The sequence below is a fragment of the Archaeoglobus sp. UBA230 genome (genome assembly GCA_002507545.1).
Classification (GTDB): Archaea; Halobacteriota; Archaeoglobi; order Archaeoglobales; family Archaeoglobaceae; genus Archaeoglobus.
On sequence record DAVR01000011.1, the window covers coordinates 16789 to 37991 of the forward strand.

General features: G+C 48.8%; 26 protein-coding genes and 1 tRNA gene. 21 read left to right on the forward strand and 6 right to left on the reverse strand.

What is annotated here, in order from left to right:
• Window positions 1-174: 174 nt before the first annotated feature.
• From BP688_RS02810 to BP688_RS02905, 20 genes are all read left to right on the forward strand, one after another.
• A complete protein-coding gene (locus tag BP688_RS02810; RefSeq protein WP_290597664.1) occupies window positions 175-336 on the forward strand; it encodes a hypothetical protein in 162 nt (53 codons plus the stop codon).
• Window positions 337-351: 15 nt separating this feature from the next.
• Window positions 352-999 carry a hypothetical protein gene (locus BP688_RS02815; RefSeq protein WP_290597665.1) on the forward strand — a complete coding sequence of 216 codons (648 nt, stop codon included), beginning with the start codon at window positions 352-354 and terminating at the stop codon, window positions 997-999.
• Window positions 1000-1004: 5 nt separating this feature from the next.
• Window positions 1005-1394, forward strand: coding sequence for a carboxypeptidase-like regulatory domain-containing protein (locus tag BP688_RS02820; protein ID WP_290597666.1), 390 nt, complete (start codon window positions 1005-1007; stop codon window positions 1392-1394).
• Window positions 1395-1415: 21 nt separating this feature from the next.
• Window positions 1416-4223 carry a hypothetical protein gene (locus BP688_RS02825; RefSeq protein ID WP_290597667.1) on the forward strand — a complete coding sequence of 936 codons (2808 nt, stop codon included), beginning with the start codon at window positions 1416-1418 and terminating at the stop codon, window positions 4221-4223.
• Window positions 4224-4226: 3 nt separating this feature from the next.
• Window positions 4227-6086 carry a hypothetical protein gene (locus tag BP688_RS02830; protein ID WP_290597668.1) on the forward strand — a complete coding sequence of 620 codons (1860 nt, stop codon included), beginning with the start codon at window positions 4227-4229 and terminating at the stop codon, window positions 6084-6086.
• A 20-nt stretch (window positions 6087-6106) separates the two neighbouring features.
• Window positions 6107-6457, forward strand: a complete 351-nt coding sequence (locus BP688_RS02835) for a hypothetical protein (protein WP_290597669.1) — start codon at window positions 6107-6109, stop codon at window positions 6455-6457.
• Window positions 6454-6633 carry a hypothetical protein gene (locus BP688_RS02840; protein WP_290597670.1) on the forward strand — a complete coding sequence of 60 codons (180 nt, stop codon included), beginning with the start codon at window positions 6454-6456 and terminating at the stop codon, window positions 6631-6633. Before BP688_RS02835 ends, BP688_RS02840 begins: the two co-directional genes overlap by 4 nt.
• Window positions 6630-6878: a hypothetical protein gene (locus tag BP688_RS02845; RefSeq protein ID WP_290597671.1), complete on the forward strand. Its 249-nt coding sequence runs from the start codon at window positions 6630-6632 to the stop codon at window positions 6876-6878. The genes BP688_RS02840 and BP688_RS02845 overlap by 4 nt, the downstream gene beginning before the upstream one ends.
• 1 nt (window position 6879) lies before the next feature.
• The gene (locus tag BP688_RS02850) at window positions 6880-8274 is read left to right on the forward strand and encodes a S8 family peptidase (RefSeq protein ID WP_290623582.1); all 1395 of its coding nucleotides are present in this window, start codon (window positions 6880-6882) and stop codon (window positions 8272-8274) included.
• Complete coding sequence (locus tag BP688_RS02855; RefSeq protein WP_290597673.1) at window positions 8275-8670, forward strand: hypothetical protein; 396 nt, start codon at window positions 8275-8277, stop codon at window positions 8668-8670.
• Complete coding sequence (locus BP688_RS02860) at window positions 8667-8930, forward strand: hypothetical protein (protein ID WP_290597674.1); 264 nt, start codon at window positions 8667-8669, stop codon at window positions 8928-8930. Before BP688_RS02855 ends, BP688_RS02860 begins: the two co-directional genes overlap by 4 nt.
• Window positions 8878-10053, forward strand: coding sequence for a hypothetical protein (locus BP688_RS02865; protein ID WP_290623584.1), 1176 nt, complete (start codon window positions 8878-8880; stop codon window positions 10051-10053). Before BP688_RS02860 ends, BP688_RS02865 begins: the two co-directional genes overlap by 53 nt.
• On the forward strand, window positions 10040-10411 hold the full coding sequence (locus BP688_RS02870; protein WP_290597675.1) for a hypothetical protein: 372 nt from the start codon (window positions 10040-10042) through the stop codon (window positions 10409-10411). The genes BP688_RS02865 and BP688_RS02870 overlap by 14 nt, the downstream gene beginning before the upstream one ends.
• Window positions 10401-11297, forward strand: coding sequence for a hypothetical protein (locus BP688_RS02875; RefSeq protein WP_290597676.1), 897 nt, complete (start codon window positions 10401-10403; stop codon window positions 11295-11297). Before BP688_RS02870 ends, BP688_RS02875 begins: the two co-directional genes overlap by 11 nt.
• Window positions 11294-11821: a helix-turn-helix domain-containing protein gene (locus BP688_RS02880; protein ID WP_290623586.1), complete on the forward strand. Its 528-nt coding sequence runs from the start codon at window positions 11294-11296 to the stop codon at window positions 11819-11821. Before BP688_RS02875 ends, BP688_RS02880 begins: the two co-directional genes overlap by 4 nt.
• Before the next feature lie 30 nt (window positions 11822-11851).
• On the forward strand, window positions 11852-13075 hold the full coding sequence (locus tag BP688_RS02885) for a helicase HerA domain-containing protein (RefSeq protein ID WP_290623588.1): 1224 nt from the start codon (window positions 11852-11854) through the stop codon (window positions 13073-13075).
• Window positions 13076-13095: 20 nt separating this feature from the next.
• Window positions 13096-13386: a hypothetical protein gene (locus BP688_RS02890; RefSeq protein ID WP_290595797.1), complete on the forward strand. Its 291-nt coding sequence runs from the start codon at window positions 13096-13098 to the stop codon at window positions 13384-13386.
• Window positions 13383-13973: a hypothetical protein gene (locus BP688_RS02895; protein ID WP_290595795.1), complete on the forward strand. Its 591-nt coding sequence runs from the start codon at window positions 13383-13385 to the stop codon at window positions 13971-13973. Before BP688_RS02890 ends, BP688_RS02895 begins: the two co-directional genes overlap by 4 nt.
• 62 nt (window positions 13974-14035) lie before the next feature.
• The gene (locus BP688_RS02900; RefSeq protein ID WP_290595793.1) at window positions 14036-14395 is read left to right on the forward strand and encodes a transposase; all 360 of its coding nucleotides are present in this window, start codon (window positions 14036-14038) and stop codon (window positions 14393-14395) included.
• Between the two features lie 53 nt (window positions 14396-14448).
• Complete coding sequence (locus BP688_RS02905) at window positions 14449-14640, forward strand: hypothetical protein (RefSeq protein WP_290595792.1); 192 nt, start codon at window positions 14449-14451, stop codon at window positions 14638-14640.
• On the opposite strand, the gene BP688_RS02910 is transcribed toward BP688_RS02905, so the two are convergent.
• The 4 genes from BP688_RS02910 to BP688_RS02925 all read right to left on the reverse strand — a co-directional run bounded on the left by BP688_RS02910 (window position 14641) and on the right by BP688_RS02925 (window position 17406).
• Window positions 14641-14919 (reverse strand): type II toxin-antitoxin system RelE family toxin, encoded by a 279-nt coding sequence (locus BP688_RS02910; protein WP_290595791.1) that lies wholly within the window; start codon window positions 14917-14919, stop codon window positions 14641-14643.
• Between the two features lie 63 nt (window positions 14920-14982).
• Complete coding sequence (locus BP688_RS02915) at window positions 14983-16074, reverse strand: ORC1-type DNA replication protein (protein WP_290595790.1); 1092 nt, start codon at window positions 16072-16074, stop codon at window positions 14983-14985.
• Entirely contained in the window at window positions 16055-17083 is a 1029-nt protein-coding gene (locus BP688_RS02920) for a site-specific integrase (RefSeq protein WP_290595788.1), read from the reverse strand. The genes BP688_RS02915 and BP688_RS02920 overlap by 20 nt, the downstream gene beginning before the upstream one ends.
• Window positions 17084-17332: 249 nt before the next feature.
• Window positions 17333-17406 (reverse strand) — tRNA-Met (locus BP688_RS02925).
• Window positions 17407-17479: 73 nt separating this feature from the next.
• On the opposite strand from BP688_RS02925, the gene gyrA reads away from it, so the two are divergent.
• Window positions 17480-19825, forward strand: coding sequence for a DNA gyrase subunit A (gyrA, locus tag BP688_RS02930; protein WP_290595786.1), 2346 nt, complete (start codon window positions 17480-17482; stop codon window positions 19823-19825).
• A 12-nt stretch (window positions 19826-19837) separates the two neighbouring features.
• Here gyrA and BP688_RS02935 read toward each other — a convergent pair whose 3' ends face one another.
• Both BP688_RS02935 and BP688_RS02940 read right to left on the reverse strand, forming a co-directional pair.
• The gene (locus BP688_RS02935; protein WP_290595784.1) at window positions 19838-21004 is read right to left on the reverse strand and encodes a digeranylgeranylglycerophospholipid reductase; all 1167 of its coding nucleotides are present in this window, start codon (window positions 21002-21004) and stop codon (window positions 19838-19840) included.
• The gene (locus tag BP688_RS02940; RefSeq protein ID WP_290595782.1) at window positions 21004-21192 is read right to left on the reverse strand and encodes a 4Fe-4S binding protein; all 189 of its coding nucleotides are present in this window, start codon (window positions 21190-21192) and stop codon (window positions 21004-21006) included. Before BP688_RS02940 ends, BP688_RS02935 begins: the two co-directional genes overlap by 1 nt.
• Window positions 21193-21203: the final 11 nt, after the last annotated feature.

Consider the following 21203-nt stretch of genomic DNA (forward strand, 5'->3'; position numbering starts at 1 on the left):
CCCCTCTCTAATTCAACATTTATATACCTCTTTCATCACACATTAACTGAAACGGGTCGGGGATAGCATGCGAGACTGGTTGCCTTGTGAAGACGGGTTGAACTTTTTTGTTTTTTTGTTAGCTATCCCCGCCGCCACATCCTCGGCCCGGAAAAGTTGCGGAGGTGAGACTGGTTGGGGAAGGTAGTTACCCAGTTTAAGAAGACGAAGGGAATGGGCTACCACTTCAAGAAGGGGCCAGGAGGCACCATGCAGGTAGTGGAGGTGCCGATGAGCGAGCTTCGCAGGAAGCGGAAGAAGGGGGAGAGCGGAGGTGGAAGGAAGAAGAAAAGTTAGGCGAGGTGATGTTGCTTGGTGAAGACTGGTTGGATTGTAGGAGTTTTGTTTGTGCTGGCGATATTGGTTGTGCCAGCCGCAGCCGGAGTGACTACGCAGTCAAACAGTGCCCTTTCAGTGTCAGTAACGCAGAGCGACCCCATCAAAACAAATGACTTCAACTACGTAACAATAAAGCTCGATCCCAAGACGAGCTACCCCATCTCCGCCCGTATAGTCATTAAGCCATCGTACTTTGCCATAAAGCCTGAGTGGGTCAAGGGATGCGATGCGATGAAGACTGGCAGCGGCGTTACATGCACCATCTGGAACTTCCAGGACGAGAAGACGATCAAAGTTGTCATCCCAGGTGCCGTACTGGAAGGTCTTAGCTTCAAGGATGGAAAAGCCAGGCTGATCGGCGGCGTCGAGGTGTATCCGTTCACCAGCTCGGCTGCCGCAGTGTATGGCGTGGAGGCTAAAAATCTGCAAACTTTGAGCGTAGAGCCGCCTTTTAGTCAAGCGATAGATACGAATATAAACGTATTCATGGCAATGGTTCTGATAGCTTTCGGAGCTGGCTTAATACTGTTTGGCACTAAGAACAATATAGAGCTCGGATCGACGCTGATTCTCTTCGCACTGGCTACGGTAGTTATATTGAACATGTTTAACCTGGGGTGATGGAATTGGAGAGTAAAATGGCACTTGCCGCAGTTGCAATAGGCTTTCTAACTTTTGTAGTAGGATTTGGCTACTACTTTGGATGGTGGGATCAACTATACGATTATATCCCGTGGTTCGCCGACAAAGGCGACCTCAAGGTCACAGTTTACGATGCAAAACAAACCGCTGACACTTCTGACGACGTCCCGCTCGCCAACGTAACCGTCAGCATATTAAGCACTGAGCTGGTGAAGAAAACCGACGAAAACGGCACCGCCTACTTCAGCGACGTTGATGTCGGCGATTATCAAGTACAGGCGGAGTGGGGATCTAACGTCCTCGCCAAGAACGTGACCATCACAAAAGACGCGATTGCAACCCTCACCTTCCTGTTCAACGAATCAGCCAGCTAACCTCGAAGGAGGCGAGGAGCCGTGAAGCGTTTTCTACTTTTTTTAGTGTTACTTTTTATTTGTTCAAATGCGGTAGCGTACACACCAATAAAAGGAGAGGTATTCCCAGAGCTTGTCACGGTTCATGGGGATTGGGAATGGGCAGGAAGTGGTAGCAGTCCTGGAAATGCAAGAGGCATACCTGATGGAAAGATCGTCAGACTGTTAGGGAACGAAATAGACCCTGAGACTGGTGCATATTTGATATATAGGTCAGATGTGCCATTTAATGTAGTTATTCCATACACGGCAGACATACACCTCTCTACTGGAGCGTGGGGGACAGGGGATGAAGGGGTATGGGTAAGCAAAGATGGGCGTAACTGGGTTGAAGTACCATACCCTGGCACAAGTGAACTTGTCTACGACGAAATAAACGCCGGAGATATAACCAACGACACGATTCCAGACACAATAGACGTTTACCGCAGTGTAGCAAAACTATCAGATAGCTATACATATGTTAAAATTGGAAAACCAGCAGGAGCATCAGATCCAAGCATAGAAGTAGATACAGTGAGCGTTATACCGGTTAGTCTCGGAGATGAAAACTCGGAGTACATTCTGGAAGTAAATGGAATAGCGTGTGAGGGGATGTACACGGACATATATGTAAAACCAGGGGATACGATAACTGTAAAGGTATTCAAGAGGGGAAGTTTTATCTTTAAAGACTATGTCGGAAATGCAGACATTTATGTTAACGGAGAATTGTACGGGAGGATACCTCCCGAGTGGACGTTCTGGGTGATAGATAATCCATTTGACAGTCCTCAGTTTACATTTACACTTACGGAAGAAGGAGATTATGCGATTTACGGAGTGGTTGACGGTGTAAACACAACTTCTGCAATAATACATGTTGGTCAGAGTGTTTCTAAGAACATAATGATAGACATCGCAGAGATAAAGGGGGAAGCGAGAGAAAGGGTGGATGGTTATGAGATACTTTTCGGAACGGAAGTTGAATTCATAGTATACAACTACGACGATTCGATATGGAACAAGATACCTATCTACGGATGGTGGTTTGTGGAAGACTGGATACCTGCATCGGGTGCAAAAATACTCATTGATGGAGTAGAAGTTGGGACAACAGACAGCAATGGGCGTTTTGAGTACACTTTCACGAAGCCGCAAGGTGAGCTGTACCATGCGTGGATCGTTCAGGCTGAAAAGGACGGAGCTATATCAAACCCACTCAGAATCTACGGATATGAATCGTTTGAGGAGTATAATGAGTGGAACGAAACAGGGGCTTATCTAAAAGTTTTCGTAGGAACTCAGCCAGAATACGGGTCACTGTACATGCCTCTGACAGACGCACAGGTTCAGGTTTACAAGTGGGATTCTAAAGCAGAGACATGGGTGACGCCGGCAATTTACAGAACCTCATCTAACGGAACAGTTACGATACCAGTACCAGCCAATACGCAGTTGAAGGTTATTGCGGACGCTTGGGGATATGTACCTTCTGAAGCAGTGTATGTGACATTACTTGAGGGCGAAAAGAAGAGTGTAAGTATCATTCTCAAGCCAATAGGTGATAGTACACCTTACGATGAGTTCTACCTAAACGCAAAACCAGTGGGTGGAGGAATAGACTACACAGTACCAGTTGGTGGGGAGGTAGAGTTCTGGATAAGCAAGAACAGAAACTCGTGGTCGCCAGAGGTTGGGGGAACATTGCACGTACTCCTGAATGGCACAGAGGTGATAACTAAAGAGATACCAGCACCAAATGTGCTTGGATTCGGTGGAAAGGCGGTTGTGGCATTCGAAAATCCTGGAGAATACGTTGCGTATGCGGATGTTGATGGTGTCAGGACTAAGAATCAGATACTCATCAATGTGTTGACCCAATCAGATTATGACCAGTACACCGACACATACTACATAGTTGCTGACAAGAATTACGCCAATGTGGGGGAGGAGATAGAGGCGTGGATAACAAGAGGGCAGCCAACACTCGATAAGTCGGCATCTGTCAGTGGGAAAATTTACATCTATAGGGTTGAAAACAATCAAACCGTAAAATGGAAGGAACTCGAAACGACAACAAATGGATTCTTTATCTGGAGTCATCAATCGGTAAAATTCACAGCAGTAGAACCTGGAATGTATCTCCTCGAAGGAGAGGTTGGAGGAGTAAAGACAAAGAACAATTGGAAAATAGAGGTTGGAGAGGGGACGGCAACAGACCCCAATGCAATAAGAATCGGATGGAAGTTAACCAAGATTCCCGATGATGGGAGAAGCACCGCATCAGTAGGATTAGGAGCTGGAGCTGGTGCAATAATCGGGGCCATTCTCGGTGGGGGGATAGGTGCAATTCCAGGAGCCATCGTCGGAGGTTACTTTGGCAATGGAATCGGCTGGATAGCAGACCAGATTGATGACTGGTTCAAAGAGTGGCAGTACGGAGATTCGGTTCTGCAAGCTGGAACCGAAGTGGAATTTGCAATAATTCAGGGAGGAGAGCTGAAGACTGGGGAGATTTACATAAACGGTGAGAAAATAGCGGTACTGAACAACAACAGCGTAAGGTGGAATTTTGCATCTCCAGGTGAATACGAAATAAGGGCGTATTGTGTTGTTGGCTCAGAAAAAAGTGAAGCAGTTAATAGTCCTGTGCACTTCACGGTAGCAGCATCTGGGGCACAGCTCTTCACGAAAATATACAACTACCTCCCTGCGATTACTGGAATACCTCTTGTGGACATAATAATCTGTGTAGGAATGCTGCTGGTAGTAATTGCGATAATAAGGGCTGTTCTCGGAGGTGATTGAAAAATGAGGTGGATACTGCTACTCGTGTTTGTAATGCTAATAGGAGTTGCGTCGGGAGCGACTATATGCAGCGACTACATACAGTTTAACCTCGATGCACCCGCTTCAGCGGATTCGGTTTATAAAATCGTAGTGGACAACACCAGCATAAGCGTTTACAATGCCCTCAACGAACTTGAGATTTCGGGGACGAGTGAATACTTCTGGAGCTACACGACGACAGAAATTGCGATTTTGAGTGATAAAGGGGAAGTACCATTCTATATTGAGGAGTGGAACGGCACAACCAAGAAAGCGGTTCTAAGATTCAAGCTTGTGGAGGGCAGCAGTTATGTGATAGTATGTTTTGGAAGCCAAGGGCAAAAGAGCACGTCAGTTTACAGTTTCTACGATGACTTCAACGACCTCGATAACTTTAATGTGTACACGAGTTTAGGCAGTGTAACGGTTGAGAACTCTCTGCTGAAGATTAGTGGTGGGGGAACATCAACGAGTTCGGGTTGTAATGCTGTTGAAAGCAAGCAGAAATTTTCACCACCGCTAACGATGGTAATAAAAGTGAAGAGAAGTACACCAGTATGTATAAACGCTCATCAGGCTTTCGGTTTTTCAGATTCGGATTTGTCTTCAGCACCATACAGCTTTGATTGGGCAAATGTGGTGGTTCACAACCAGGAGTGTTATCCAGATTACACATTTTTCATAACGAGAGCCAATGGCAGCCCGGGAGTGAACGAGCAGGTGGTGCTTACACCAAACTGGACTGAATGGAGAACATTCGAAATAGTCTGGAAGGTTGGAGAGGCAGAGCTGTATGTGGACGGGCAGTTTGTAACTGAAACTACACAGTATATTCCAACAACACAGCTTCCGCTCGTAATTAGTGCTGGGAACAACTACGGACAGGATACAGTCGTGGTGGATTGGGTGGGAATACTCCCAACAACGGATGCAGCAAATTTTGTCTCTATGGAGAATGTGCACTCGAAAACGGTTATAGCACCTGGAGGCTTTGTAGAAAAGAGGGCACCATTCCTTATGCTGTTCGACATTCCATTCGTCCCACAGGACAGAAAGATTCTTGCTCTGCCAACAGTTACAAACTCCGAAAACAGCTACACATTTTACCTGCAAAACGAGGTGGTGGTTGACGAGGATACATACGGCATTCTCTACGAACTAGATATATCTGGAACAAAGCCTCATCTGCTTAATTACAACGAGATGACAAAATACGGACGATTTTATGTGGATGGGCAGAATTTGGTGTTTGAAGCAGGTGACGCTATAACATCTCAAAACTACAAGCTTGTGGTTATACAGCATCCTATATGGTGGGAGAAGATAGCATGGAGCTTCGGATGGCTGCCAAAACTTGAAGATGTGAGTGTAGCGAGCACAAAGAATGTTGCTACGAGTTCTGTATCGTCTGAAGCAACAACCCTCGAAGTGTGCAACGGAGGACTTTTCGGCATCGAAGGGAGCTACACGACAAACGTTTCAGACATCGAAGTCCACTATGGCGATACGATCTTCGTGAGGGTTGCGGACGGCTCAGGTTACTCCATACTTGTTGACGGAGTCAACAAGGGCGAAGATAACGCATTCTTCCATGTGGACAAATCATCGGGCACCATCACAATAGAAACTTCCCCTGCAACGCAGACTGTAACCCTCAATGTCACGGGCTACAACGGATACATGGATTATCTGGCGGGCTACTTCCTCTTCGTCAAATCCAACTGTCCAGCACTGCTCAACAACCTGCTCTTTGATACACTGCTTTGGGCTCTGCTAATAATCCCAGTTGGGATTGCAATCGGGCTTAAGCTCGGAATAGTTGTTCTCAGGGCTATCCTCTAATTTTTCACGAGGTGAGGTCTTTGAAGCGCTGGGTCGGTTTCAGCATGCTGCTCGCATGCGTAATGCTCCTCGCTGTGGCTGACACGGCTCTCACTTTGTACTCTCTAAATACTGTCATCAACGTTTACGGGCAGAGCTTAGCTCTGGACTTCGAACTCAACCCTCTATATAGGCTCTCTCCGGAGGCTTTTTTCTTCGCCAAGGGGATGAGCACCGGTATAATAGCGATTATAGCCTACGAGCTGAGGAGCAGGAACCCAGTCCTGGCGGAGAAAGGTCTGCTGCTCTGCACGGCACTTCTGGCAGCAATCGTCGTCTGGAACCTCACAAACATCCTGATCAGCCTTAAAGCTATGGAGGTGATGCGGTGAAGCCTTATTTCACCTTTCTTGGTTTGAGTCTTTTCTTATTCCTCTGCATTGTCTACATCAAAACTTTCGGCTATGAAGAGTTCACGAAGTGGTTCATGACCCAAGCAATGAACTATGCCGGGCTTCTGGCTGCGGGTGGGATTATAGCCGACGTAGTCAGGGAGGCGAGATCGTGAGCCTTTCGGATTTCTTCAGTAGTGCAGCCAGTCTCTTCACGCAGCTGCAGATAATCACGGGTCTTAGCCCTCTCTCCGTGATATTCTTCCTGCTTGCCATGTGGAAATCCGCAAAGTCCGCATGGAGCGACAACGACACCATAATCGGTGTAATCGCTCAGCTGGCCTTCTTCATGCTCATCTGGTGGCTCACGGGCTACTTGCTGTTCAATCCGATCTGGAATCTAATTCTGGGGAGGTTGTGAGATGGGTGATGAGCTAAAGTTAGTCGGAATCGCCATCGCAGCTCTCGGACTTGCGGCATTTGTTTACGCAGCCTACATCGCCCACCCACCCCTCATCCAGGTCCCAGACTTTGGGAAGTGGCTTGAGGAGAAGGTTGAACAGGAACAGGCGAAAAACCAGAAGCTCGACCCCGTTCTGCAGCAGCAGTTAGCAGTGAACCCGAAGAAGCCTGTTAGAATGTTCGTGAGTGGCGTTAATGCGACGGAGCTGGAAAGGCAGGGCTTCAGGGTCGTAAAGGCTGGAAAGTACGCCAGCTGGGCAGTAGTTGAGGGAGACTACGAAGAGTTGCAGAAACTCCTCAAAAATCCGAAGGTGCAGAAGGTCCTATACGACCAAAGGGTTAGGGCGATAGGCTTCGCTGATACCCTCTCTCAGATTCCGATTAAGCCTGTTGTGCAGGACCTGGGCTGGAATCTCGAAGCTATAAAGGCCGACATCGCCCACAGATCGAACTTCACGGGGAAGGGTGCTGTTGTAACAATTCTGGATACAGGAGTTAACCACAACCTGCCAGACCTCCACGACGGCTACCTCGACGGATACGACTTCGCCTACGGCGATCCCGAGCCGGACGATGTTTACGGCCACGGCACCGAGTGCGCCTCGATAATCCTGGCGGAGGGAGAGGACAGGTACACGGGCGTGGCCCCTCAGGCTAAGTACTACGCCCTCAAGGTTCTGAACGATAACGGCGAGGGGAACTGGAGCGATGTAATAGCTGGCTTGGAGTGGGTTCTGGACAAGGTGAACGCCGGCGAGAAGATAGATGTCGTGTCAATGAGCTTGGGTGCCGATCTCGCTCCGCCTGAGCTCGAAACTCTCTGCGATTTACTCTACAGCAAGGGTGTCATCCTCGTTGCGGCATCTGGAAACTCGGGAGGAGCAACATCTCTTTATCCCGCAGCCTACGACACCGTCATCTCTGTCGCGGCGACGGACATATACGGAACGGTAGCGACTTTCAGCAACGGTGGAGCTTTGGTAGCCGCTCCGGGCGTGCAGGTTCCAGTTTTGAGCAGCGACGGCAACATCTACTACGGAGATGGTACGAGCTACGCCGCACCTCACGTCGCCGGAGTTCTACTTTTAGTCGAGGCGGAGAAGGACATCACGCCCGGGCAAGCGGAGACGCTGATTAAGCTCAGCACCGATGAGATCAGTGATCCCAATAGCAAGGTCGAGTACGGGCAGATTAACGCCGTCAAGGCAATCAACAACGCCCTCAACCTGAACCTGTCGGAGGAAAGAAGCTGGTACGAGTATCTGAACGAGCCTTGGGCTCAGATTTTGGTGGGTTTGGCTGTTCTGACTGGAGCTTTGAAGTTTGTTGTCTGGAGACAGGAGGGAGGTGAGTAGTTGAACCAACATCTTAAAACTGGGATTTTGGGCATGTTTGGATACTGGATTACCCTGTTCTTCATGGAGTGGATTGTTTTCAGGGGATTTGGATTGCCTGACCAGTACGTTCTAAGGATTTGGGCTTTCGCAGACTTATTCGGAGATGGGACATGGAGAAGCTTGGAGTGGCTTGCAGACCACGAATGGATCGCGATGGTTATTGACTATGTCTTTGAAGGCCTGATAGCATTTACAGCAATCGTTGCACTGTCTATCTTGGTTTCGAGAGGCATTCTGAAGTACTTCGCCGGAATTGTGGTGATCTGCATTTTCTTGGTCATCTGGATGCTCGTAGTGATTGCTGAAGGGGTTGTAAGTGGTGTGAGGGCAATTAAGGAGGTCGTGAGAGGATGATTAACATCAGATTCAAGAATGGAGGAGCGAAGAAGCTTAACATAATCAAAGTCCCCTACACCGAGCAGGAACGAAAGGAGATAGAGAGGCAGAAAGGGATTCTGGAGTTCGACATCAAACGTCTGGAAATTGATCTACAGCACATAAACGACCCAGAAACTCGCAAGTTTGCTGAAAAGCGTTTGGAAGAACTCAGAAGCGAACTGAATGCTCTTGATACTGTTCTCAGGCTCGCAGGAGGTGGAGGAGGTGGACGTTAGGAGAGCTATTGCCATAATCCTACTTACTTTCGTGACCCTGCTACTCTACGGTGTGGTAGCCATTGCTATGGTTCAAGCATCTGAGGTAAACGCATTCCTGATCTGCAATGAAGCTGGCGGTGAGATAATCAGAACAGACAAAATCCCAAATGCAACAGTTTATCTCTACATTCAGGCTAAAAACACAACGATTGCAGAAATGCAGCTATCTATCAAGTATTTCAGTCAGTCAATGAACCTGACGAACATCTCAGCTCTCGAAGGAAACTGGAGCTTCGGATATGCAATCGCAAAAGGAGACTCAGGATATTCTTACATCAAGATTGACGCAGTAGGAAAACCAACATCCAGATTGGTTTTCGCATTTAGGTTCAGCTTCAAAGAGGAAAGAACAGGACTGTTCGACATCGAAATAGACCTGAATCACTCCTACATTTACGACAAAAATCACACGAGGTTAAATGTAACGTCAACACAGCAGTCCATTACGGCTTTCCTCATGAATCCTACAGTTACCACTCTAACACCAACTCCAACCCCTACACCAACACCTAAACCGACCCCGACACCCACACCAACACCCACGCCAACTCCGTCGTACTGCAATGGCACGGACTGTGCTTGTCTTAAACCCTCTATCTACTTCACGTACAATAACAGCACGACTTCAGAGCTGTACATCGGTGGATACATCCACTTTCCAAAAACAATAGCGGACAGAATCAAAGTTACAGGCGGGGTTATCGAGAGGGAGGATCAGACCGGATGGAGGATAAGGGTTACGCAGAGCGTTGTTAACGTCCAGTACATCAAGCTCTCCAGCGAAGACTTCAGCTACACAACTAAAACATTCAAGGCCAAAGAATATCCAGCCGAGCTCTACAGGCCAGTAAGCCCAGATGAGATGAGGCTTAAGCTCATCGAGCTGAACAGCAAACTCGCTGAGTTCGAGAAATATCTGAAGTCCATAAAATCTGAGGTAAAGGCTGCGGCTGAGAAGCCCACCGCTGGGGAGCAGCTGATGGGCTTCCTGCTCTATTTTCCACCGATGTGGGTGGTTTACGCAGTGCTGGGAGTTACGGGATTTTTGGCAATCGTAGGGTGGTGGTATGAGAGGAATTAAGTTGTTCAGGCGAAGACGGGTTGAGGAGGGTGAGGCCAGAAGCGAGAGGAGAGGCGTTTCACCAGAGATTCTGGAGGGCTTGGTGTTCTTCCTGAACTCCGTGGTTTTTCTGGGTTTGGGTACAACCATCCTGAGGCTTAGCGATGTTGCCAATGTCCACCTCTGGAGGATCCAGGTTGTAACTCCTGACTATGTCCAGTACGTGGGCTACGGGTACATTGTGGGCTACACACTTGTGGCATACTCGGTTATGCAAATGTTCCTCTCAGCTCTGAAGCTGTACGCTGCAAAGGAGAGAAGGAGAGTTGAGGTCTTGGTTAGGTCAGTGCAGCGAGAGGTGGTGGAGGATGCTTCCTGACCCGATGGTGCTTATCTTCACACTGTCGATAGCACTGGCATCATCAATAATCATCTATCTGATTGCAAAGGCAGGAAGGAAAAGGAGGAAGATAGAAGAGGCCGAGAGCACACTTGAGCAGGTAGGCATCACGATCCCACGGGAGGAGATAAAGAAGATCATTGAGGAGGAGTCAAAAAGAGAACTGGAGCAGCAGATCAGAGAGGAGGCTGAGAAAGAGGCGGAGAAGAGGTTGAAGAAGGCCACCAGAGGGCTGCACAAGGCGAGAGGACAGAAGATCACAATCTGGTACGACGAGCAGACGGCTTTTGGGGAGGGGAACATTGTGCTCGGAAAGCTCCACAGCTACGACAGGCTCAGCCTCGACGGCCTCCACGGTTACTACGTCTTCTACTACTTTCCCGTTCACAACAGCATATTCCTCAACGGCATTCAGGCTATAGTCAAACTGTTCGGTAGGGGGAAGAAGAGGCTTGAGGTTCCAGAGGAGCTGATCCTCAGTATCAGTCCAAAGGAGATAATCATCCACGCCAAAACTCTCCAAACGATTGATGGCAACACATTTAGAGTAGTACCACCGGAGCGTATAGAGCCAGTTGTAGAGGAGAATCGTTTCCTCAGAAAGGCCTACAAACGCCTTACGGAGCTGAACACCGAGCTGCTGAAGGACATGAGCAGGGCCGTGAAGCTGTCCGTCTTCACCAATCCGTTCTTCAGGCAGTACTACTATCAGCAGAGGCTCCTGCAGGGAATTCTTAGCGATGAGGAGATAGATGAGTTTTACGCCCTTGAGGGCAAGAAACTACGGGAGGAAAGGATTAAGAGAGCAACAGAGAAGTTGAAGAACCTAAATGCGAGGATCGAGGGAGGGGAAAGGTACGTATGAGCGAGCTTGAGAGGATCGGCAGACTGATGCTCTACAGGAACAGGATCTTGGAGAAGCTGCTGAGAGAGATTAGCAAGGACTTTCCCAACATGGAGATCGTGCTGGAGGAGTTCGAGAGGCTGCTTGAGGCCATAGACGACCTGGACAACGAGACTATCCACACAATTGCGAAGCTGAAGGAGAAGAACTCTCCGGTCATTGAAGATGAGTCAGAGGCAAAAGAGACTGACCAAGCTGAGGATTTCGAGGACTGGCTGGCAAGCGCCCTAAACTCGCTCAACGGCAGCGACAACCTGAAGAATTACCTTTTGACGTTAAAGGAGCTTGGAGGTGTTGCCCCAACCACAAAAATAAGTAGGATGCTAGGGCTGAAGAAGCAGACAATCTCAGACATAGAAAAAGAGCTCGAATCAAAGGGTCTGATCGGGTCCATTTTCATAGCAGACAGGAAGGTCGTCTATTTCAATCATTCCAAGTATAATGGAATGACTATGAGCGAACTCGGACAGGTGCTCAGAAAATGATGGACGAGTCCGGTGGGAGGTCCGACGGACATGCTACTAAAATATAATACTGCAAGGCTCCAGCTGCCAAAGAGGAAGGACGACGGGTACATTCCGCTTAGACTTGTCTATCGGGGCTGCGAGAATGCGGTGAAGATAGGTTACAGAATAGGCCACCGCACGCCCTGGATGCAGCCCCACTACTTCAACCCCTCCGCCTACTCCGTCGAGAAGGGCAAGGTGATCCTAGTCGTGGCGAGTAAGGGAATAGGAAAAACGAACCTCATGCGAAACGTCATTCAGGCCTACTATCGCACAACCAGGAACCCCATCATAGCTTTCCAGGAGAAGAAGGATGACCTGAACTTCAACCGCACACCCTCGCTCAGGCAGATAAGTGAGGCTGGGATCGAGAGGATAAGGCTTGCTCCGCCGGAGGGCTGCAGTTCACCTCAGCGGAGGCTGATTCCGCTGGGAGAGGTGAAGGATCGGGACGAGGTTAGGCTGAAGATACCGCTTGCCGAGTTGGATTTCTCTACCATCAGCGAGTACTTCGGCAAGCGGATGTCTTCTACTGTTGCAGGACTCGTGCTGGAGAGGGTCTGGCAGAGCAGGGAGAACCACCTCACCATCGACGACCTCATCGATGCGGTGGAGAACGAGCTTTGGAGGTTTCAGGAGGATCCCTACTTCAACACCATGGTGCTGCACGTCCGCCGCTTCATCGAGCTGCTCAGGATGGACCAGCTGCTTGAGGTGAACAGAGCCAGGAGCGTTCACAGCTACATCCACCCAGAGCAAATCAACATCGTGGACCTCTCGGATCTGGGAGACATAGATGTGAAGAGGTTCGTTGTGGCCCAGATGCTCAAGATGATCGAGAGGGCTTACAAGAGGCAGGAGTGCTTTATCGGAATAACAGAGAGCCACATCTACGCACCTGAAACGGGCGATTTTGAGGCGAAGAGGGAGATAATAAGGTTGGTTACCGTGCTGGCGAGATCCTACGGCTGGACAGTGTTTCTGGAAACTCAGTCACCGGATGCCCTTGAGAGGGTCGTGCTTGAGAACGCCGACGAGATATACATTCTGGGGTACGTACAGCGAAGCAAGCTCACCAAGCTGATAAGGACCGCAAGCGTCAACTTCGAGGGTTTTCTGGATATTTTTTATAAGGTTGTGGATAACATTCCTAAGGGGATGGGTGTTTACGGCTCGGCTGCGGATCCCACCAACCCTTACGTAGTGAGGATCCAGCTGAGCCCCGTGGGATAAGTTGAAGGAGGTGAGACGGGTTGCCGAAGCGGAGACGTGTTGCAACTCGCCCTCAGCGGGAGAAGACGACGATAAGGTTTAAACAGCAAGCCCGCTTTGAGGGCGAGGACTACGTTGTGTACGGTAGGAAGGGTACTGGGATAAGGACGATTTTTCCAAAGCCACAGAGACACCCGAAATTTGCCACCGCCAAGTTCGGCGAGGAGTTTCCAGTCTGGTGGAAGGGACGCTGGTATGTAGCTGTGAAGTCAGCGAGGAAACAGGAGAACCGCGCCGCAGTCCCCTGCTTAGTGTGGGAGGTAGAGTCATGAAGCCCGCTGCACTGCTGATGCTCTCCCTGATGATTGCAGCCCCACTCGGACTGGCTCTGGAGGACGTAGCAGACCAGCTTTACCTGCACATCATGGACCTCGGCAGGATGCTCCGTATAGTCAGCGACGATGCCTACGACAACGCCGTCAAGGCCATCATGGAGAAGTACGAGCACAGGTTGAGGGAGCTTGAGCAGAAGGGCAGGGCTGATACGGCAGAGTACATGGAGATCCAAAAGCGGTACGAGAGATTCGCAGAAATGTACACTGAGGAGACGGACAACGACTTGGAGATCGTGGAATACTCCGTTGACTTGGATGTGGGAACGGCATCTGTGACTCTGAAAAACATAGATAGCAAACCGATCGACTACATAACGGGCTTCGTGAAGGTCGTAGGACCTGACGGTAAGGTCAGCGAGTTCAGTGCCCCATTCCCTGTGCCGCTGAACCTGAAGCCGAACGAGACGAAGACCTACACCGTCGAGATCTGGGGATGGAGTCATGGCATGTACACCATACACAGCGAGGTCTGGAGGTGGAACGGAGACAAGATTCTGGAGGCCACCATAACACTCGATGTCTGACCCATGATTCATCGAACTTCAATTTTTTACACACGGAAAGTTTAGGCGAGAGGGAAAGCCTGATGGAGTCTGAGACCCTTCGTGAGCTGAGGCTGATCTACGAGGCCTGCTTTCACTGCGGCCTGCCGAAGTCAATTCAGAAGCCCGTAAACAAAAGAGGACGTCCGTGCTGGAACCGCTTCGTTCTGCTCACCGTGCTCATCTACGGGCTGATCAACGGCCTCAGCTACCGCAAGATGGAGGAATTCTGCCGAGAGAATAGAGATCTGTTGCAACAGCTTGATCCAGCCTGGAACCCCAAGCGCCCGCCGGACCACAAGAACTTCCACCTACTGGCCAAAAAACTAACAGTAGCAGACATAATGCGTATAATGGCGAAGGTAAGGGAGCTGAAGGGAGAGGTTCCAGTTCTGTGGTACTGAATAATTCAGCAACGCAGCTTATTTATACGACTTAGTCCACAATTACTTAGCTTATGAAAGAACTTGAAATGGAAAAAGTGCGTGAAGCAATTTCGAAGATGTCGGTTGAGTTGCAGCGACTTGAGGCTATGCTCATGCCTGAGGAAGAGGAGCTCAGCGATGAGGAACTTGAAGAGATACTCAGAGAAGCCACGGATCCCAAGATTAAATGGATCAAGGCAGACGAAATTTTGAAAAAACTGTAACTACTTGTAGGATTTGCCTCTTCTTTCAAGTCTGAGAACCTTGATTTCTCTTCTGTCCCAATCTACAACATAAATAACTCGGTAATCTCCAAATCTGACGCGAAAAGCGTCTAAGGATCCTGTACCTTTCAATTTTACAATGTCAAAGAACTTGGGCACGGCCCAAAACTTTAGAGCTTCGATCAGCCCCCTAAATTTGTTTCGTACGTGATCGGGTATTTTGTCCAGATCTTTTTCTATTCTTGGATGAATGTAGACTGTGAATTTTTCTTCGTCCACGAAAATATTTTGTTCGTGATGAAATAAACTTTGTGGCTATTCTACCTCTGGATTCACTGAAATTTACCCGTAGTTCCTGATAGCTTCGAGTATAATTTTTGGCTCGTACCGCCTCACGACGTACCTCGTCTTGCCCCTACCCTTTCTTCCGAAAACCAGATCGATGAACCTCAGCCTCTCCAGCTTGCCGATTATCTCGTAGAATCTCTCGTAGTACAGCCCAACCTCAGCCCTCATTATCGCGTAGACGTCGCCGGTCGTTATGTTCTCCTCGTCGAGCGAGTAAATTATCTTCAGCGCCTCCCTTTCGTCGCTGTTGAGTGCTGAGAGGTTCTTTGTCAGTAATGTCGCCTCCTCTCCCTCTCTGGCTGCGATCACATCTTCCACATCTATCTTCCTGCTTGCTCTCCTCTCTGCTATAATTCCAGCCCTCCTTAGCAAGTAGAGTCCATAGCGAATATCTCCATTCCTTGCAACCAGATCTACAACCATCTCGAAAGCATCATCGGTCATCACGCCTAGATAGAAGCCGTATTCCACGCGCCAGCGCAGTATCTCTTCCACCTCTCTCCTCGTGTACAGTGGGAAGGGGATCTCGTGGAAGTGGAAGATCGAGCCCAAATAAGGATCCAAGCGGGCGACGAACCCCTTGCTCGTAGCTACCGCCACAACTCCAACCTTGAACTCTGCACTCTTCACTAATGCCATTAGGATCTCGTTCAGCACATTATTCGGCAAAAAGTTCACATCATCGAGAGCGACGACGAGAACCTGTTGCTCAAGAAACTCGGCTATCTCATCAAGGAGCTTGAACAATGGCACCCCCTTCTGGGGCGGCACCTTCCCGCTCACTTCCTCAAAGATCTTGGCGAAGACATTGTACGTCGTTCGCAGCACGGGGCAGCGGAGATAAGCAACAGTGACTCCATACTCTTCAAGCTTCTCAAGCACATGGCGAACTACTGTGGTTTTGCCGGTCGACGGCGGACCGACGCACAGTACGTGCCCAGGAGCGACACCCTTCAGCGCCGGCCTCAGGCAGGCAGCTAAATCAGCAATCTGCACATCCCTGTGCAGGATATCAGGTGGCAGAAAGTCAGGATCGAAGACTTCCTCATTCCTGAAGAGTGTTTCGTCACCCCATAGGATCTCCATCACTTTCCCTCTCATCAACAAGCTTCTTAAGTCTCTCTATTTCCTCTCGCAAACTCATTATGAGGCCCAGTATTTCAGGCTTGGTCATGGTCTCCAGCAGTTTTGCTTTCTTCTCCTCCCACTCCTCAATCTCTTTAACTGCTTCCTCTGTTAGCGGCAGGCCGCAGCGGGAGCAAAACTTCGAACCGCCGGGATTTACAAAGCTGCACCGGGGGCATTGTATCACTTTTATGTCTTTGTCCTCGGCTGGCTTTATCCCGTGCATCTCCAGGATGGCCCTTTCGACGTCCTGATCGGCGAGATGGATGTAAACCTTGACCATTTTCGTCCCAGGAACCCATCCCATGTACTTGGCTCCTACGGCCTCCGAAACTTGCTGCAGCAGCCTCGTCGCCCTCGTGTGTCTGAACAAATGGGAATAAATTCTCTTCTTTATTCCAGCTCTCTTGGTTATCTTCTTCAGCTGCCACTGTATGTCCTTGTACTCCATCGGCTGCATGTACTTCTTCCCGCTCAGCTTGATCCACAGAGGGGCTTCTGGATCGTCCTTCAGCGGATGGTCTGACAGCCACTCTGCGAGATATCTGCTGGAGTAAACGACCCTCAGCTTCCTCCTCTGCGTTTTGGACCTCGGCAGCCAGATCACAGCCCCATATTCGTCGAACATCACATCCTTAACCCTCATCGCACCGATCTCGCCTATTCTGGCTCCCGTCTCATAGAGGAGGGACAAGAGGGCTCTGTCGCGTGAATTGAAACAGGCTCTCATCATGGCTTCGAACTCCTCCTGAGTTATGAGGTCGGATGGAGATATGTTAGACTCGACATTACCGACACTGAACCAGTTTACAAGCTCTCCCCTCCCCAACCATTTGAAGAACTTTTTAAGCGTTTTCTTAGCCTCGAAAACCGAGCTCTTACTCCGCTCACCTCTGTTTACTAGCGTCTGGTAGTGTGCCAGCACCTTCCTGACATCGTCTTTGGTAAACTCCTCGAACCTCTTCTCCACCAAGCTGAGGATTTTCGAGAGGTATATCACGTAGCTCCGGACTCTGTACTCGGATATCCCCTGAGCCAGCAGATCCATTGCGAAGGCCTCGATTGTGTCGTACTCCTCTGGGTACTCAGCCTTGAACCTTTCGAGGGCCCTTGATAGTCTCTGATGCGAGTGGAAGTCTACCATGAAAATCGACCCCCATAACAGAATAAAGCTACAGACGCTAATCCGATAGTCGAGGAACTGAACCAGAAGAAAGGATGCCGAGGGGGGGATTCGAACCCCCGACCTCCTGATTATGAGTCAGGCGCCCCAACCAGCTAGGCTACCTCGGCTTATTCACACTTCAATACTTTGAATTAAAACTCTTTCGCTAAACGTTTTTAAGCTCAGGATTGACAGAGACCAATGGAGCTTCTCAGAGACATCAGCGAAGAGTTGAAGAGTTCTTATATTGACTACGCAATGAGTGTAATTGTTGGTAGAGCCCTCCCTGATGTCAGAGATGGTTTAAAGCCGGTTCAGCGACGAATCCTCTACGCCATGTTCGAGATGGGTTTACTCAGCAACCGACCATACCGTAAGTCGGCGAGAATAGTCGGAGAGGTTCTGGGTAAATACCATCCCCACGGCGATGCTGCCGTCTATGATGCCCTTGTGAGGCTTGCTCAGGACTTCTCAATGCGCTATCCGCTGGTTGATGGTCAGGGGAATTTCGGAAGCATTGATGGAGACTCTCCTGCCGCAATGAGATATACTGAAGCGAGGCTTGCCAAGATTGCCGAAGAGATGCTTGTGGATATTGAGAAGAATACTGTGGATTTCATGCCAAACTTCGATGCAACTTTACAGGAACCGGTAGTGCTGCCAGCAAAAATACCAAATTTGCTGATAAACGGTTCAAGCGGTATCGCCGTTGGAATGGCCACCAACATTCCACCCCATAACCTATCGGAGGTCTGTGATGCCATCATTGCCTACATTCGGAACCCGGAGATTTCTGTTGAAGAGCTGATGAAATACATCAAGGGTCCGGATTTTCCAACTGGAGGTATTATCGTCGGAAGAGAAGGTATTATTGAGGCATACAGGACTGGTAGGGGAAAAGTAGTTGTGAGGGGGAAGGTCGAGGTTGAAGGCGATGCCCTTATCATAAAAGAAGTTCCCTACATGGTTAACAAGGCAAAGCTCGTTGAAAGTATTGCCGAACTTGCAAAGGAGAAGATTGACGAAATAAGGGCGATAAGAGATGAGTCGGACAGAGAAGGAATCAGAGTAGTCATTGAGCTTAAAAGCGGTTCCAATCCAGACCTCGTCTTGAAGAAGCTTTATGCCTACTCCAATTTACAAACGACATTTGGCATCATATCCTTAGCTCTTGTTGATAAGGAGCCGAAGATTCTGAATTTGAAGGAAATTGTGGAACACTATGTCAGTCACAGAAGAGAGGTTATTAGGAGGAGAATAACCTTCGAACTTGAGAAGGCGAAGGACAGGCTCCACATCGTTGAGGGGTTGAAGGTTGTTGTAGAAGATATAGATAATGCCGTGAACCTCATCAGGTCTTCTGCCTCTCCATCGGAGGCGAAAGACAGATTGATGGACAAATACTCACTCTCACCCAAACAGGCTGATGCTGTGCTGCAGATGAGGCTTCAGAAGCTCACAGCCATTGAAATTGACTCTCTTCTGGCTGAGTACGAAGAGCTGAAGGCAAAAATTGCCGAATACGAGTCCATTCTTGCCGATCCGAAAAGAATTGACGACATCATCGTGCGTGAGATAGAGGAAATTAAAGAAAAGTATGGTGACGAAAGGAGGACTGAAATTGTAGTGCATCCAGACGAAATCGCTGCCGAAGACCTGATCGAGGAGGAGGAAAACGTCATCGTCATAACTTCTGAGGGATTTGCAAAAAGGATGTCGCTCGAGGAGTTCAGATTACAGGCAAGGGGTGGGGTTGGTGTCATAGGTCTTACACTGTCCAAGGATGATGAGATTTCAGTTTTCAGGATATGCAAATCAACCGATCGCCTGCTTTTGTTCACGAACTCTGGGAGAGTTTTCTGGGTCTATACTCATGAAATACCTAAGCTGGACAGAACAGCGAGGGGAACGACGATCAAAAAGTTCGTAAGGCTTGAGAATGGAGAAAAGATAGTTTCTGCAATTGGAGTTGACAAATTTGACGACAGGCAGGTGGCAATTCTTTCCCCAGATGGATATATAAAGAAAGTCTCCCTTGAAGAGTTTGAAAATGCAAAGAGAGCTGGCATAAGGGCTTCTGGAGGAGAAATTGCCTTTGTGGAGATGATTGAGGGGGAGAGTGTGGTGATAACGACTCGTGAAGGGTATGCAGTTAGGCTCAAGTCTTCCAGCATACCTGAATACGGTAGAAATGCAAAGGGTGTGATAGCTCTGAAATTGCGTGAGGGAGACAGCATATCATCGCTCGTAGCTTCAGAGGGCGAATACATCCTGATGCTCACAGAGAGAGGATACGGGAAAAGGTGTCACATCGAGGAGTTCAGGTTCACGGGCAGAGGTGCTATGGGTATGATAGCCTACAGACTAAATGAAAAGACGGGCAAACTCGTGTTTGCAGACATGTGTAACGGAGGAGATGTTTTCATTATAAGCAAGGATGGCTACTGTATCAGGGTTGATTCATCAACTATTCCAATTCAGGGAAGATACTCGTCGGGCGTTATGGTTGCGAGAAGAGGTATAAAAAATGCGGCTGTGAGAAAATAGAAACATGAAGAGTTACATAAAGAGGTCTTTTAAGTCCAAGAGAAGTTTCGGGTGAGCCTTCAGAAGTTCTGCAACGATTGCCCGAACACTCATTTCCTTTAGATTTTTACCCGATATGCTTGCTGCAAGTTTGTTAATTGTCTCGTCACTCATTTCGAGGAATTTCTCCTGCAACTTCTTGTTTCTACGTAGCTTCTTGCCAAAATCGTTCTTCCAGAGATTGTCATACCTTCTCAAGAATTCTGCCGAGAAATTGTTCTTCTCAACAGCCTCAGCAGCAACCTTGCCAGCGTAGTAACCAGCCGAAAGTGCGTTTGCTATTCCACCACCCGTGATAGGATCGGCATGATAGGCTGCGTCTCCAGCAAGCATTATGTTATCAGCAACAGCGGTCTCTATTTCACCATAGACCGGCACGGCTCCTGCAACAAATTCCACAATCTTCCCCTCAATCCTCTCACGCTCTATGAATGCGTCAAGATATTCCTTCGCCGGTTTTTTTGCCATCTTAGGCAGAACACCTATACCAACATTCGCAGAACCATTCCCCTTAGGGAATATCCACGCATAGCCACCCGGAGCAACCTCTCTGCCAAGGTAGAAGTAGGTGTAACGCTCATCAATGTCCAAGCCAGTCATCAAATACTGCGCACAACTCTCAACCTCATTCATCCTTAGCGTCTTTATTATCCCTGCCCTTCTTCCAACCTTGCTCTCAACACCATCAGCACCGATCAGGATTTTTGCCTCAACCTCCCAATCCTCCCCAAGCCTTCTGAGCCTAACCTTAACCTTCCCGTCTTTTCTCTCGAAATCAACGGCAGTGGTTTTGACATAAACCTCCGCTCCAGCCTTTGCAGCAAGCCTTGCAATGTGTCTGTCAAATATTTTTCTCTCAAGAACGTATCCAACCTCATTTCCAGCCATCTCTTCAGACATTACAACCTCCGTTTTGTCAGGAGCGTAGATTTTCGCCCCCGTAACCTCTGCAGCAATCCATTTCTTATCAATTTCGAAGAAGCGCTCAATGTTCTCCTTGCTTATCCCCTCAGCACACCTAACTGGCGTGCCTATCTCCTGCCTCTTTTCAACGAGCAGAACGTTAAGACCGAGTTCTGCTGCCGTCTTCGCAGCCATACTACCTGCAGGCCCAGCGCCGATAACAACGACATCGTACATCATTCCACCTCCACCATCGCCAGTGCGCCCATTGGACACGTCTTTGCGCAGAGTCCACAACCATTACACTTATCCTCGTAAATTTCGAGATATGTTTCAACAAGCTCATTAGCATCGACAGGACAAACAGCAATGCATGCACCGCAGTAAGCGCATTTTCTTCTGTCAACAACCGCTTTTCTGGGCATGAAAAAACTGG